The sequence below is a fragment of the Pilosibacter sp. NGB245 genome (assembly GCF_057397225.1).
The window spans coordinates 3,230,216-3,245,440 of record NZ_CM171584.1 but is presented as its reverse complement, the minus strand read 5'-3'; the positions used below and the strand labels follow the sequence as shown (position 1 = coordinate 3,245,440).

Annotated in this window: 13 protein-coding genes and 1 riboswitch; of the genes, 8 read left to right on the top strand and 5 right to left on the bottom strand. The window is 49.0% G+C overall.

Annotation, left to right across the window (positions count from 1 at the left end; all coding sequences use genetic code 11):
* Positions 1-9 precede the first annotated feature (9 nt).
* From ACXMYH_RS14455 to ACXMYH_RS14440, 4 genes are all read right to left on the bottom strand, one after another.
* A complete protein-coding gene (locus tag ACXMYH_RS14455) occupies positions 10-870 on the bottom strand; it encodes a tyrosine-type recombinase/integrase (protein ID WP_486555146.1) in 861 nt (286 codons plus the stop codon).
* 28 nt (positions 871-898) lie between these two features.
* Positions 899-1,753, bottom strand: coding sequence for a tyrosine-type recombinase/integrase (locus ACXMYH_RS14450; protein ID WP_486555145.1), 855 nt, complete (start codon positions 1,751-1,753; stop codon positions 899-901).
* A 346-nt stretch (positions 1,754-2,099) separates the two neighbouring features.
* The gene (locus ACXMYH_RS14445; RefSeq protein WP_118606282.1) at positions 2,100-3,485 is read right to left on the bottom strand and encodes an amidohydrolase; all 1,386 of its coding nucleotides are present in this window, start codon (positions 3,483-3,485) and stop codon (positions 2,100-2,102) included.
* A 148-nt stretch (positions 3,486-3,633) separates the two neighbouring features.
* Positions 3,634-4,686: a threonine aldolase family protein gene (locus tag ACXMYH_RS14440; protein WP_486555144.1), complete on the bottom strand. Its 1,053-nt coding sequence runs from the start codon at positions 4,684-4,686 to the stop codon at positions 3,634-3,636.
* 143 nt (positions 4,687-4,829) lie between these two features.
* Between ACXMYH_RS14440 and ACXMYH_RS14435 the strand changes: the two genes are divergently transcribed.
* A complete protein-coding gene (locus ACXMYH_RS14435) occupies positions 4,830-5,558 on the top strand; it encodes an N-acetylmuramoyl-L-alanine amidase (RefSeq protein ID WP_346011283.1) in 729 nt (242 codons plus the stop codon).
* 138 nt (positions 5,559-5,696) lie between these two features.
* Here ACXMYH_RS14435 and ACXMYH_RS14430 read toward each other — a convergent pair whose 3' ends face one another.
* Positions 5,697-7,007: a M18 family aminopeptidase gene (locus ACXMYH_RS14430; RefSeq protein ID WP_118297297.1), complete on the bottom strand. Its 1,311-nt coding sequence runs from the start codon at positions 7,005-7,007 to the stop codon at positions 5,697-5,699.
* A gap of 332 nt (positions 7,008-7,339) precedes the next feature.
* Here ACXMYH_RS14430 and ACXMYH_RS14425 point away from each other — a divergent pair, with 332 nt between their 5' ends.
* The 7 genes from ACXMYH_RS14425 to ACXMYH_RS14395 all read left to right on the top strand — a co-directional run bounded on the left by ACXMYH_RS14425 (position 7,340) and on the right by ACXMYH_RS14395 (position 15,040).
* Positions 7,340-8,503, top strand: coding sequence for a polysaccharide deacetylase family protein (locus ACXMYH_RS14425; RefSeq protein ID WP_215703451.1), 1,164 nt, complete (start codon positions 7,340-7,342; stop codon positions 8,501-8,503).
* 74 nt (positions 8,504-8,577) lie between these two features.
* Positions 8,578-8,696: riboswitch (FMN riboswitch) on the top strand.
* 186 nt (positions 8,697-8,882) lie between these two features.
* A complete protein-coding gene (locus ACXMYH_RS14420; protein ID WP_118533411.1) occupies positions 8,883-9,518 on the top strand; it encodes an ECF transporter S component in 636 nt (211 codons plus the stop codon).
* A gap of 67 nt (positions 9,519-9,585) precedes the next feature.
* Complete coding sequence (locus ACXMYH_RS14415; RefSeq protein WP_486555143.1) at positions 9,586-10,395, top strand: creatininase family protein; 810 nt, start codon at positions 9,586-9,588, stop codon at positions 10,393-10,395.
* Between the two features lie 369 nt (positions 10,396-10,764).
* Positions 10,765-11,835, top strand: a complete 1,071-nt coding sequence (locus ACXMYH_RS14410; RefSeq protein ID WP_486555142.1) for an L-threonylcarbamoyladenylate synthase — start codon at positions 10,765-10,767, stop codon at positions 11,833-11,835.
* Positions 11,836-11,898: 63 nt separating this feature from the next.
* Positions 11,899-12,387, top strand: a complete 489-nt coding sequence (locus ACXMYH_RS14405) for a deoxycytidylate deaminase (RefSeq protein ID WP_118297292.1) — start codon at positions 11,899-11,901, stop codon at positions 12,385-12,387.
* Positions 12,388-12,398: 11 nt separating this feature from the next.
* Complete coding sequence (locus ACXMYH_RS14400; protein WP_486555141.1) at positions 12,399-14,312, top strand: B12-binding domain-containing radical SAM protein; 1,914 nt, start codon at positions 12,399-12,401, stop codon at positions 14,310-14,312.
* Positions 14,297-15,040 (top strand): exonuclease domain-containing protein, encoded by a 744-nt coding sequence (locus ACXMYH_RS14395; protein ID WP_346011284.1) that lies wholly within the window; start codon positions 14,297-14,299, stop codon positions 15,038-15,040. The genes ACXMYH_RS14400 and ACXMYH_RS14395 overlap by 16 nt, the downstream gene beginning before the upstream one ends.
* The last annotated feature ends 185 nt before the right edge of the window (positions 15,041-15,225 follow it).

The window sequence follows — 15,225 nt, the reverse complement described above, 5'->3', positions numbered from 1 at the left end:
ACACGGATCCTACCAGGTTACCATCTCATCCAGTAGAAGTTTTTGTTCTTTACTGGAACGTGTGAGGTAGATACGGGTGGTCTCAATGCTTTCATGTCCGAGAAGATCTGCCAACAGAGAAATATCGCCGCTTCTGGATAAAAAGTTTTTCGCGAAGCGATGGCGGAAAGAATGTGGGTATATGGTAGTGGGATCGATCCCGTACCGGATTGCATAATGTTTTAACTGGGAATGGATGCCTCTGGTCGTCACGGGGCGTCCATTTTTTCCAACAAAAAGAAAGCCGGAGGCAATGCCGCGGCGTTCGCACCATGTTTTTGCTTCCTGGCAGAGCAAATCTGGAATGTAGATGCGGCGGATTTTTCCGCCCTTGGAATAAAGATCAAGATATCCGCAGGCCAGATGCTCCACTTTGATCAGTACCAGTTCACTGACTCGGGCGCCGGTGGTTACCAGAAAACGGACAACAAAGTACCAGAAGTCATGATGCTCTGCCTTCAGCTTCGTCTGGAGAGCTTCACAGTCCTCGTTTGTGATGATAGAGTCCTGAAAGGTATCTCTGGGGGCTTTCACTGAATGAAGACGAAATCCGGCAAGTGCCGGATCAAGTGCAGGACACTCCTTTTCCAGAAACAGAAGAAACTGATTGATGGCAAAGATCCTTTGATTGATCGTGGCGGGACTATAATTGGAAATTAAAAAACTCCGGTATTTCCGGAGCTGGTCTTCGGATATGTACGATTCGATAGAGAAAAACTGACGGATCGCCCGCCCATACGCATTTTCGGTATTTTCCGACATGTTCTTTTTTCTTAAATATGATCTGAACGATTCTGCCAGGGTTTCCTGGTCTTTAGAAAGTTTTTTCATGCTTTTATCCTTTGAATTTGATGGTGGATTACCAGGTTACGATCTGATTGAAGAGATTTTGCTGTTCAATGCTGCTTTTGTGAAGATAGATGCGGGTGGTCTCGATACTTTCGTGACCCAGAATATCGGAGAGAAGTGCAATATCATTGCATCGTTCCACAAAATTTTTTGCGAACAGATGGCGGAAGGAATGTGGGTGAACAACGGATGGATCAAGCTGATAGCGCAGAGCGAAAACTTTCAGCTGATCACGGATCCCGTTAGTACTGATAGGACGGCCAAAGCGGTTCAGGAACAGACTGCCTTTGGACCTGTTTTCGTTTTGCAGCCACATCAGACAGGTCTCCCGTACACTGTGGGGGAAATAAATACGTCGGATCTTGTTGCCTTTTGAATAAAGGTCGAGCTGACCACGCCGGATATCCTCTATCTGGATCTGAACAAGTTCACTGATCCGGACCCCGGTGGCAGCCATGATCCGCACTGCAAGGTAATAATTGGTCTTTCCGTCGCGGATCAGGCATTTTTTCAGATATTCATAATCAGCCTGACTGATCACATTCTCGAGAAATGGTCGCTGTTGGAGCCGTACCATGAGGAGTTTTGAAGCGGGGATCCCGAGAAATTCCATAAAACAGTTGATCGCCCGGATCCTCAGATTTACGGTGCGCGGTTTGTAACGCTCGATCAGATAACACTTATAGAGAAGCAGATTATCGTGGGTAACATCAGGATACAAAGAGAGAAACTGGCGAGCAGCATAGAGATAGGATCGGATCGTCTGATAAGCTTTTCCGCTTCGAAGAAGCCAGGGCTCAAAATCGGAGATTTTCTGACGGGATCCTTCTGAAAGAAGATTTACGGGAAGTGCGATCGTTCTCATAATATTACCATGCCTTTCTGTGAAAAATGATTTAGTTGTTATATAGTGTGCTGGCGGGAAAAGTTGTGTATTGCAGAGAAAAAAAGGATAAGAGAGAAAATGAGCAGGGAGTGGAAAGTGTTAATGAAAAAATCCGCCGGAGTCATCGAAAAATGCCTCCGACGGATTTTTATTTACGCGAACAACGAACCAAAGTCTGCGCTTGTGCGAGACCCTGGCGACTGCCGCGATAACAAGGGAAAACCCGCGAAGTGTGTTTTCTCTTGTTTCATTTGCGGAAAGAAGATTATCGCAAGTGATCGTACACGGTGCAGGAATGTGCACTGGCACTGAGGTCAGGAATGATCTAATTCTGGAAATCTATGGTCACGTTCCCTTTTTCATCATATTTGACTGCGTCCTTATCAAGAGTCAGTGCGTCGATCGCATCGAGGTATGCCTTGATGGATGGATACTGCGGTTTATAGTTTGCGATGATTTCCTTTGCTGCCTTTGCGTCATCGGAGAGCAGGGCATCTGCGAGGAAGAGTTCAACTTTTGCGGCATTCACGCACATCCGGTTCGGATCTGCGATCTGGAAATCGATGCCGTGAAGAGTACCGGTTCCTCCGCCTGCGGAAATCTGAACACCCGGCATTACACATGTGATATCGCCGAAATCGGAGGAGCCTGTGCTCCAGCCGTCATAGTCGAAGACAACCTTCTTTCTTCCGCAGAGTGCCACGCAGCAGTCTTCAGCCAGTTTCATAAATGCCGGATCATGATACTCCGGTGCATATCCCGGGCGGTCACTCAGCTCGACGCCTGCGCCCATAGCTAATGCGGCACCTGTCAGTGCACGGTTCATCTTGATATTTTCACGTTTGATCGCTTCCAGGGATTTTCCGCGAACATAGCTTTCGATCTTCATCTCATCCGGGATGATGTTTACAGCACAGTTTGCACCCATTAAGATCGGATGAAAACGGATGGTATCTTTTTCCTGGAAGGTTTCGCGCAGGTCATTGCAGGCCTGCAGACCGAGCATAGCGGCATATTCTGCATTGACTCCCATATGAGGAGCTCCGCCGGCGTGAGCGGATTTTCCCTTGTAACGGATATTTTTCGCCATGCAGCCGTTCATTCCGAGCTGTGCGTGGAAGTCGAGATCCGTGTCTCCGTCCTCATTGACACCGGTTCCCTTTGTCATTCCGTGGACCATCATTGCCATATCGACACCGTCCAGGAGACCGCGGTACATGAACTCGGTCTTGCCGCCGTTGTATTTTATGATCCCTTTCTGGCGGAGCTCCTCGCGGAAGGCCAGCTGGATCATTTCCTCGGCCGGTACAGCGACGAGACGGATCGATCCGCATAAACCGTCCAGCGCGTGCGGCTGCTTTAATGCGGCAGCGATACCTAAAAGGGCAGCAGACTGTGCATTGTGTCCGCAGCAGTGTGTCATGCCGTTTACGGACTCCGGATGATTGGCGATGTCGAGTGCATCAAGTTCGCCAAAGATCGCAACCTTCGGACCAGGTTTCCCGGTCTCCACATCGGTGTAGAATCCCGGAATATTCCCGGCTTTTACAAGTGTGTATCCAAGTGCCTCATATTTTTCTACAAGATAGTCATGGGCCTGCCATTCGGTGTAACCGGTCTGCGGATGTGCCCAGATCCAGCGCTCTGCGTCGAGAATGAGCTGTCTTACAGTGTCTACGTTGTTTACGATCAGTTGTTGTCTGTCTGTCATGGGAAATACCTCCTGAGTATGTAATATTGAAGGAAACGATCACAGATCGGGATGTGAAACCGTTCCTGAATGTAAAATATCGGAAAAACCCGGTCATAGTGCGCGGTGGGAAATATCCGGGTATTGGAATGCCGGAAGATGCCTCCTGCTAAGCACATATCTGTTTTAAAAGTGTGATCAGCGCATCGGTGTGTTCCTTTGTGGTTGCCCAGCTTGTGGCGATCCGGATCACTGTGTGCGTATCATCGTATTTTTCCCAGAAACTGAATTCTGCGGATCCTTCAAGGGCGTGGAGGATTTCATCCTCCAGAATGATAAAGATCTGGTTTGTCGGAGTCTCAAGGAAAAACTGATAACCATTTTCTTTTAATACGTTTTTGATCGAGTCTGCATAGTTGAGAGCAGATTCACCGATATGAAGATAGAGATCATCGGTAAACAGGACATCAAACTGGATCCCCAGGATACGGCCTTTTGCGAACAGGGCACCGTGCTGTTTAACGATCGTAAAAAAATGCGGGATCAGTGCCGGATCGGGGATCACGACAGCTTCGCCAAAGAGAGCACCGCATTTTGTCCCACCGATGTAGAAGACATCGCAGAGTCTTGCGAGATCTTTTAATGAAACGGTATTTTCCGGAGCAGCCAGTGCATATGCCAGTCTTGCACCGTCCACATAAAGCGGAAGATGGTATTTGCGGCAGGCCTCGCTGAGAGCAGTCAGTTCTTCCAGGGAATACAGCGTCCCGTATTCAGTCGGCTGTGAGATATAGACCATGCCGGGCATGACCATGTGCTCATGGTTTTCATCGGATAAGAAGGTATCCATATAAGAGGAGATCTGTGTGGCTGAGATCTTTCCGTATGTATGGGGCAGCGGGAGAACCTTATGTCCGCCAAACTCGATAGCGCCGGCCTCATGGACCGCAATATGTCCGGTCTCCGCGCAGAGGACTCCCTGATAGGAACGTAGAAGTGCATCGATTACCGTGGCATTTGTCTGGGTACCGCCGACGAGAAAGTAGACACCTGCATCCGGCGCATCGCAGGCTTTGCGGATCTTATCTCTCGCGGAGGCGGAAAACTCATCGAGACCGTATCCGGAGGTCTGCATCATATTTGTGGAGAGAAGTGCATCCATGATCAAAGGATGAGCCCCCTCCATGTAGTCACAGGTAAATTTCAGTTTTTCATTTGCCATGTCATAAACCTGACCTTTCGCGTTGTCTGACTCTATTATACAGATGACATATTGATGTGTCAATGCAGGAAAGTAAGGGAAAGAATCTGAAAACAGGGACCTCTGGATCACACATAATTCGATGAGGGAGAAAATAGAGTGTTATGAAAAACAAAACTTTGGGAGAACAGTGCATGAAGCGGAATCTGATAGAGCCGGTTCTTGGTTTCTGCCTGCTTGGAATAGTGATCCTGGCAGTAAAATATGGGAGCATTCATGTGACAGGGAGCACCGATGCCTACATAAAAGAGATGCCGGTGGTAGTGATTGATGCCGGACATGGAGGAACAGATCCGGGGAAAGTCGGTGTTGACGGAAGCCTGGAGAAAGACATCAACCTGGCTGTTGCAAAACGGTTAAAAACATATTTAGAGCAGGATGATATCAGGGTTATCATGACAAGGGAAACGGATACAGGACTTTATTCAGATACGGATAGCCGGAAAAAAATGGCAGATATGAAAAAAAGGTGCGAGATCATTGAAGAGAGCGGCGCGGATCTTGTGGTCAGCATCCATCAGAACAGTTATCATGAAGAATCCGTGTCCGGCGGCCAGGTATTTTATTACCGGGATTCAGCAAAAGGCAAAGCGCTGGCGGAAATCCTGCAGAAAAGGTTCAGCTATGTCCTTGGAGAACAGAACCGGAGACTTCCGAAGGCAAATGGCAATTATTATCTTCTTCTGCATGTGAAATGTCCGATCGTGATCGTGGAGTGCGGGTTTCTGAGCAACCGAAAGGAAGCAGGACTTTTGAACAGCGGGGAATATCAGGATAAGCTGGCATATACGATCCATATGGGAGTGGCGGAGTATCTGAATGGCAGAAAATGATCATGGGAAACTGCACAAATAGTGAAATACTGATCAGGACGAAAATATGAAAAGGAACATTTCCGGCGTGCCTCTGCATTGGAAGGATAAAAAACCGCCGGAAATGCGAGAATTTCCGGCGGAGCATTTTTATAAAAATTATTCGAGTACGAGTGTACCGTCACCTTCGGCGCGGATCGCAGATTTGAAGAACTCTTCAAATGCCTTTTCCATGTAAGCCATATCCTTGGAACCGGCAGTCTCATACGGAGAGTGCATCGCTAACTGCGGAAGTCCGATATCCACTGTGTTTAAGGAAACCTGTGCATTGGAGATGTTTCCGAGAGTGGAACCGCCGAGAATATCGGAACGATTTAAGAACTCCTGATACGGAACACCTGCGCGCTCGCAGAGGCAGCGCATAACTGCAGCGGAAACAGCGTCTGTTGTGTATTTCTGGTTTGCACTGTGTTTGATCACAAGACCGCCGTTTAAGTATGTGCGGTTTGTCGGGTCTGTCTTATCCGCGTAGTTCGGATGTACAGCATGTCCGTTATCCGCAGATACCATGAAGCTGGAAGCAAGGGAAGTGAGATACTCTTCTTCTGTTCTTCCAAGGCTGCGGTTAATGCGGCGAAGGATGTCATAAAGGAATGTGGAGCCGGCGCCCTGTTTTGTGCCGCTTCCAACTTCCTCATTATCAAATACGGCAACGACCGGAATGCAGCGGTCGCTCTCACTGTTTAACAGAGCCATCGTGGATGTGAATGCACACTGAAGGTCGTCAAGACGCGGAGCGGAGATGAACTCGCCGTCGCAGCCCCAGATCGTACCTTCCATGCGGTTGTAGAGGAAAAGATCCATTCCCTTGATCTGATCAACGGAAACACCGGCTTCCTCGGCGATCATTTCTTTAAATGCCTTGCCGGAATTGCTCATACGGTATAACGGGAGCATGTCCTTCTGGATGTTGTATTTATAACCGTCGTTTACTTCCCTGTTCATGTGGATCGCGAGGTTCGGGATCATGAGAAGATCGCGGTCAACATTGATCAGCTTTGTTGTGAGACGATTACCATCTTTTACGATGATACGGCCTGCAACGGAGAGTGGTCTGTCAAACCACGGAGCGCAGAGCATTCCGCCGTATTTTTCAACATTTAATTTTACATACTGGTTTTCAACATTCATCTCGGAGGACTCTTTGATCTTTAAAGTCGGGGAGTCGCTGTGGCTTGCCGCGATATGGAAGCCTGAATAATCTTTGCGGGATACCTTGAATGCGATGATCGCGGACTGGTTGCGGGTTACAAAATATTTGCCGCCCTCAGCAAGGTTCCAGGTATTTCCCTCAGCGAGGCACTCAAAGCCTGCTTCAGTCAGGTAGTTTGCCAGCTCATGAACAGCATGGAAACCAGTCGGACTCTTTTTGATAAAAGAAAATAATTCTTCGTTCAGATTCTGAATCATGTTTTTGTTACTCCTTTCGATAATAACCCCTGTAAGTCATACTATCTTATTATACAGGAAAAATACGGGATAGGCAAGTTTGCGCTATGCTGTGCGCAAGTGATGAAACAGGCGGGTACCGTTTTACAGCAGCTGACAGCCGTGTTCGCTATATCGAAAAACCAATTCGAAATAGCCCCGTTTCTGTAACTGTGACGGTGTGAATAGTTAAATTCTGACGATTTTATGAAGATTGAGAAAAAACGCGGAAAAGATACCTTTATTTGTATTTTCATGTTAGAATATGGAAATAGGAAATATGGTGAAAAGCATCAGAGAAAAGAGGGGAACAAATGGATTGGAAAAAAATCAGACGGGCAATCTGTGGGGCAGCTGCGGCCGTCGCTGTATGCTTTACGGCAGCAGGAATGAACACAAAACCGGTATATGCGGCAGATATGGGAGCTGTGTACGGAATATTTGAGCATGGAGTCGGCTGGAGCGCATACCACGGAGACCAGACGGCGGAACGTGCCGGAAACGGGACTTATGTGACGGCGATCCGGGCGAGTCTTTCCGGACAGCCGGAGGGAATGAGCGGAACACTTTCTTATCAGGTAAATTTAAGCGGTTCCGGCTGGCTTTCCTGGCAGGAAAATATGGCGGAGACCGGAACGATCGAGACGGGGATGCCGCTCGAGGCGATCCGGATGGAGCTCACAGGGCAGTTAAAAGATCATTATGATGTTTATTACTCAGTATTCCAGAATGGGTCATGGACAGCTCCGGTAAAAAATGGTGAGACTGCCGGAACAGAAGGACAGGGACTTCGCGTGGACGGAATCTGGGTTACTGTGACAGAAAAAGATGCAGCAGCTCCGGAGGGACCGAAGAATGGAGGAATTGATCCAACAAGACCGATGGTGGCGCTGACTTTCGATGACGGACCATCCAAATATACAGAGCGTATTCTGAATTCGCTGGAGGCGAATGGCGGAAGAGCAACGTTCTTTATGGTTGGAAATCGTGTGGCTTCTTATGCATCCACGGTAAAGCGCATGGCGGATCTCGGATGTGAGACGAACAGCCATACCTGGGCGCATACATATCTCACAAATATGTCCGAAGGTCAGATCTTGCAGAGCTTAAACCAGACCCGTGATGCGATCGTTGCAGCAGGCGGAAATGCACCGAAAGGAGTTCGCCCGCCGGGAGGAAAGATCAATGATGCGAGCAAAGCAGTTCTTGCGAAGGCAGGAATGCCGTCGATCGTATGGTCGGTAGATACTCTGGACTGGAAGACGAGAAATGCCCAGAAGACGATCGATACCGTTTTAAGCCAGGTCAAAGACGGGGATATCGTTTTGATGCATGATCTCTATGAGCAGAGCGCGATCGCAGCGGAGACGCTGATCCCGGAGCTTACAAAGAGAGGTTACCAGCTTGTGACTGTCAGCGAGATGGCGGAGCTTCGCGGCGGAATGGCAGCAGGACATTCCTATGGACATTTCCGCTAAGGGGGAACTTGCACGGATAAAAAATGATTGCATAGCAAATAAAAATGTGATATTCTGTTATCGAACAAATAAATATCGTTCTTCGGGGCGGGGTGAAATTCCCCACCGGCGGTATAGTCCGCGACCTGCGCTGAGCAGCTGATTTGGTGAAATTCCAAAACCGACAGTATAGTCTGGATGAGAGAAGAAATTGTATGACAGGATATAGTAGATACAGGTCCCGGACTTTTTTAATTGTCCGGGATCTTTTTTGTATAACAACGAGAACGTGCCGGGGCACATTCCGATGAATTTTTTCCTGCACAGCAATTCCTTGTTACGATACCGTGCCCCTATCCGGTATTTCTGCAGAAGAACAACACGTACAAGGAGGATCATTATGAACCAGAACAAAGTATTAAGTGTCAGAAACATCGTGCTGATCGCCATGTTCAGCGCACTCGCAGCCGTATTGGAGACGATCCAGGTGGCAGTTCCGTTTGCACCGCCGTTTTATAAACTGGATTTCGCAGAGCTCCCGGTACTGATCGGTGGTTTCGCCATGGGACCGGCACAGGCGGCACTCATTGCGATCGTGAAGAATCTTTTAAAACTGCTCTTAAACGGAACAAGCACTTACTATGTCGGTGAGCTTGGAAACATCATCGGAAGCTGTATGTTCTCCGTGCCGGCAGCTCTGATCTACCGCAGACATAAGACGAAAAAGACAGCGATGATCGCTCTTGTTGTCGGTGTATTCTGTGCAGTTATCGGTGCAGTATTTGTAAACTGTGCGATCACTCTTCCGTTCTACGCAAAAGTTGCTTTCGGCGGAATCGAGAATATCATCGCGATGGGAACAAAGATCAACCCGGCGATCACAAACCTTTACACATTCGCTCTTTTCGCAATCATCCCGTTTAACATTGTAAAATGCGGACTGAATGCGATCGTGACGGCGCTTGTATACAAGCATGTCAGTGCGATCATTCATTCCGGGATCCACAGAGAGAAGAAAACTGAAACGATTCAGTAGGTCTGCGCATTTACTGCGCTGACTGTAAGAAAACATTGGTTTGAAGGCACTGAATGGAGAAAAAACAATGGTAAGGTACTATAATGAACTGACAAGACTGGAAATGGAACAGGTCGATAAAGATGAGACGGTAGTCATGATCCCGGTAGGGGCATTGGAGCAGCATGGAAACCAGTGTCCGCTTGGCACGGACGAGATCATTGCAGAGGGAACAGCGAGACGGATCAAGGAAGCGCTGGACCGGGAGATCCCGGACTATCCGATGCTCATTTTCCCGCTGATTCCGGTGGGACTCAGCACGGAACACATCAATTTCTGCGGCTCCGTGACATTGAAACCGGACACATTCTACCACGTTTTGTATGACATCTGCAAAGGGCTGGCTCATCATGGTTTTAAAAAGATCGCGATCTTAAACTGCCACGGCGGAAATTCTCCGATCATCCAGGTGCTGAGCAGAGAACTTCGAAGTGAGCTTGGAATTGCCGTATTTATCATCAACTGCGGTGCATTTTTTGGCAATCAGGCGGTGAAAGATACTGTGACACTTGGAAATGTCTGGGATTTCCATGGAGGAGAGATGGAGACATCGATGGTCCTCGCGGAACGGCCGGAGACGGTAAAACTGGAGACCTCTGAGGCGGGGATCCCGAAGAAATTTATGGGAAACAAGACGTTCACTGTTTACGGACCGATCACACTCGGCTGGGTATCGGAAGAGTGGGAAACCGAGGATGGAAAGCCGATCGGGATCGGCGGAGACCCGAGCGGGGCAACGGCAGAGAAAGGCAATCAGATCTACGACAGTTTTGTGGAGTCGATCCTTTCCGGACTGAAAGAGATAAGAAGATGGAAGGATGTTACTTTTCACGGATAGGAATTTTCTGAACTGAAAATTCCGTATGATACCGTTATGGTCGCGGATTTTGCCGATTTGGAATGCGAAGCATCGGCAAAACCCTGTTACAGTGCGCGGGCATGGAGTGCCCGTGTACTGTAACGGAAGGATTGACGGAGAGCCAGTAAATCCGCCGGAAATCTGTTGCAACCATAACATCCATGTGCTAAACTGAATACGCAATTAAACAAAGTAAGGTGCTGCGTTTTGTGCAGCACCTTTATCATTAGAAAAAACTGGGATCATGCAGAAATACTGCGAATTTCAAGGCGCAGGGCAGTTCTGAGAGCGTGGGGAAAGAGACTCCGGCTCCAAACATTATTGATAAGAGAATCGAGAGTGCATAATATGAATACAAAAGTAGTTCGCATCAGAAAAGAAGAAAAGACAAGAGAAGCACTGGAAAAGAATCCGGGGCTTCTGGAGGCGGCAGAGATCTTAAGAAACGGCGGCCTTGTGGCATTTCCGACCGAGACTGTTTACGGTCTCGGCGCGAATGCGTTAAATGAGGAAGCGGCAAAGAAAATCTATGCGGCAAAAGGACGTCCATCCGACAATCCGCTGATCGCCCATATTTCCTGTATGGAGGAACTCCCGGCGATCGTAAAGGAAATCCCGGAAGCCGGGCGGAAACTGGCGGAAAAATACTGGCCGGGCCCGCTGACCATGATCTTTCCGAAAAAAGACATTGTGCCTTACGGAACGACCGGTGGTCTTGACACCGTTGCGGTCCGCATGCCGTCTGACCCGGTGGCAAACTGCCTGATCCATCTGGCGGGAGTTCCGGTCGCGGCGCCGAGTGCCAATACATCCGGAAGACCGAGCCCGACAAAGGCGGAACATGTCATCGAAGATATGGACGGAAAGATCGAGATGGTGATCGACGGCGGTGCCGTTGGGATCGGCGTGGAGTCCACGATCGTGGATGTGTCGAGTGAGGTTCCGACACTTTTAAGACCGGGGGCGATCACGATCGAGATGCTCCGTGAGACACTGGGGCAGGTTGATATCGATCCGGTGATCCTGGGACCGGTGAGCGGAGATATTAAGCCGAAAGCGCCGGGAATGAAGTATCGCCATTATGCCCCGAAGGCGGACATGACGCTGGTCGAGGGCGATATGGACAAGGTCGTGGCTTATATCAATGAGCAGACAAAGAAGGCGGAGGCCGAGGGAAAGAAAGTCGGCATCATCTGCACCGAGGAGAGCCGGGATCTGTATCTGGATGGAAATCTTGAGGTGATCGGAAGCAGAGAACATGAGGAGACAGTTGCCCACAACCTGTTTGCGGTGCTGCGTGACTTTGATGCGCGCAAGGTAGACTGCATCTTCTCAGAGAGCTTTTCCAAGGACCAGCTTGGCCAGGCGATCATGAACCGCCTGTGCAAGGCAGCGGGATATCATATTATAAATGTGTAAAAATCCATGGAACAGTTACATCGTGATACAATAATAGATCATCACAGAGATGGAGGAGAAACCATGTCAGAGAAGAGAGACGGATATATTACCTGGGACGAATATTTCATGGGAGTTGCGAAGCTTTCCGCAATGCGATCCAAAGATCCGAATACGCAGGTAGGTGCCTGCATCGTGAGTCAGGACAATAAGATCCTGTCCATGGGCTACAACGGATTTCCGAAAGGCTGTTCCGATGATGAATTCCCGTGGGATAAGATGGATGAGGACCCGTACAACAGAAAGTATTTCTATGTGACGCACAGTGAGCTGAACGCGATCTTAAATTACCGCGGCGGCAGTCTGGAAGGAAGCAAACTCTATGTGACCCTGTTCCCGTGCAATGAGTGTGCGAAAGCGATCATCCAGGCCGGTATCCAGACGATCGTTTACGAGAGCGACAAGTACGCGAACGATGCGTCCACACGGGCGTCCAAGAGAATGTTAAATGCAGCTGGCGTGCGGTATTATCAGTATAACCCGACAGGACGCAAGATCGAGTACCGGGTATAACGGAGGAATCAATGAAATTTTTGCTGGCGGCGATCAACGCCAAATATATCCACTCAAATCCTGGTGTATACAGTCTGCGCGCGTTTGCGCGGACAAAGATCCCGGGAGCGGATATCGAGATCGGAGAATATACCATCAACCATCAGATGGATTTAATTTTACAGGATATCTACAGGAGAAAGCCGGATTTTATCGGCTTTTCCTGCTATATATGGAACATTTCCTATATCATGGAGATCGTCCGGGACGTAAAGAAAGTGCTGCCGGAGGCGGAGATCTGGCTTGGCGGTCCGGAGGTGTCCTATGATGCGAAAAAAGTGCTGACGCGAGAGCCGGATGTTCGCGGTATCATGCGCGGGGAAGGCGAGCTGACGTTCACAGAGCTTGTGCGTGCTTATCTTCAGAGAGAAAAAACGTCCGTACCGGACGGATATACAGGTGAAAGCTTTAGGGGACAGGCAAAGGAGGAAACTTCCGGCTGTGCGGAAAATACCCGGATGCCGGAGAATGCCGAAGGAGAAAATGCGCATTCAGATCGTCTGGACTTAAGTCAGATTCCGGGAATTACTTATCGCGCAGCAAACTGCGAGATCGAGGAACATGGTCCGCAGCGTCTTCTCAGTCTCGATGAGATCCCATTTTACTATGATGATATGGCAGGATTCGAGAACAGGATCGTCTACTATGAGAGCAGCCGCGGGTGTCCGTTTTCCTGCAGTTACTGTCTTTCTTCCATCGATAAGACGGTGCGCTTCCGGAGTCTCGATCTGGTACTCCCGGAACTGCAGTTTTTCCTGGACCACAAGGTTCCACAGGTCAAATTTGTGGACCGCACCTTCAACTGCAAAAGAGAACACACGCTGGGGATCTGGCGGTACCTTGTGGAGCATGATAACGGGATCACGAACTTCCACTTCGAGGTTTCCGCGGATATCTTTGACGAGGAGGAGCTGGAACTGATCGGAAAGATGCGCCCGGGTCTGATCCAGCTGGAGATCGGTGTCCAGTCTACAAATCCGGACACGATCCGGGAGATCCACAGGCACATGGATCTGGTAAAACTGAAACGGGCGGTGGACCGTGTTTACGATTACCGGAATACCCACCAGCACCTTGATCTGATCGCGGGACTTCCCTATGAGAACTATGAATCATTTATGCGCTCATTTGATGACGTTTACCGGATGCGTCCGGATCAGCTCCAGATGGGGTTCTTAAAGGTGTTAAAAGGATCCTACATGGAGGAGCAGGTTGCGGCATATGATCTGAAATACCGGGGAATCCCGCCATATGAAGTGCTTTCCACAAAGTGGCTTCCTTACAGCGATGTGATCCGTCTGAAAGGCGTGGAGGACATGGTCGAGGTCTACTATAACAGCGGCCAGTTCCCGGCGACGATGAAGCTGCTGGAGAAAAGATTCCAGAGACCATCGGAGATTTTTGTGAATCTGGCGGAATACTATGAGAAGAACGGCCTTACCGGGATCAGCCACAGCAGACTGGCCAGGTATGAGATCCTGTACCGGTTCCTGGAAGAGGATATGAGGGAAGAAGAGCGGGATCATGTTACGGCTGCAAAGGTCCCGGAAACCGGACAGCCGTCCTTAGCGGACTTCCGTGACAGTTTAATGTATGACCTCTATGTCCGCGAAAACATCAAGAGCCGTCCGTCCTTTGCCAGCGACCAGTCTCCGTACAAAAAGGAAGTCCGCGAATTCTTCATGGCGGAGGAAGAAAATCCAAAATGGCTCACGGATTACGCTGGCTTTGATTCGAGGCAGATGGCGAAAATGGCTCATCTGGAACATATGGAAGATGGGACGTTTGTACTGTTTGATTATAAAAAGTGGGATCCGCTGTCTGGGAATGCGGGAGCGGTGCGTTTTGTATACAAGGATGGAGAAGAGACATGGCAGATGAAATGATAAATTCTTATGTCGCACTGGATCTTGAGACGACAGGGATCGGTGCACGCCATGAAAAGATCACGGAGATCGGTATGGTGAAGGTGATAGATGGCGAGGCAGTGGACACCTATCATACGATGGTAAACCCGCACCGGGAGATCCCGGAGAGGATCGTGGAGCTGACGGGGATCACGGATGATATGGTGAAGGATGCACCGGGGATCGATGAGATCCTGGATGAGGTCTTAAACTTCACGGAAGATCTCCCGCTCCTTGGACATCAGATCATTTTCGACTACGGTTTCCTTGTTCAGGCTGCGGTAAACCAGAAGCGGAAATTCGAGAAATATGGGGTTGATACGCTGAAGCTCTGCCGCTATCTGATGCCGGGAGCGGAAAAGAAAAATCTGGGTGCTGCCTGCGCATATTTTGGCGTTCATCAGGACACGGCACACCGCGCGCTTTCCGACGCTTATGCCGCCCATGATCTCTACCAGGAATTAAAAAGAAGGTTCGGAAAAGAGCGCCCGGAACTCTTCACCGCAAAAATGCTGCAATATAAGGCAAAAAAGGAACGGACGGCGTCTAAAAGGCAAAAAGAACACTTGCAGGATTTACTAAAATATCATAGAATAGACATAACTGTCGAGATCGATCACATGTCCGGAAATGAAATCTCCCGGATGATCGACAAGATCATTTTCCAGTATGGAAGAATACCGGAAAATGCGAAAAAACAGGGATAGATTTCGGGAACGCTGGAAGAATGACTATTAAACGGCATGACAGCTGATGAGAGCTGTGAGATGCGGACCGGAATGGAAAGCAAGAAGAGGTGAATGGTTTGTTTAACATGAATAACAAAAAAACAAGAAAGATTTTCTCTACCATCGTGATCGTGCTGGTCGTACTTGCAATGGTAGTGCCGATG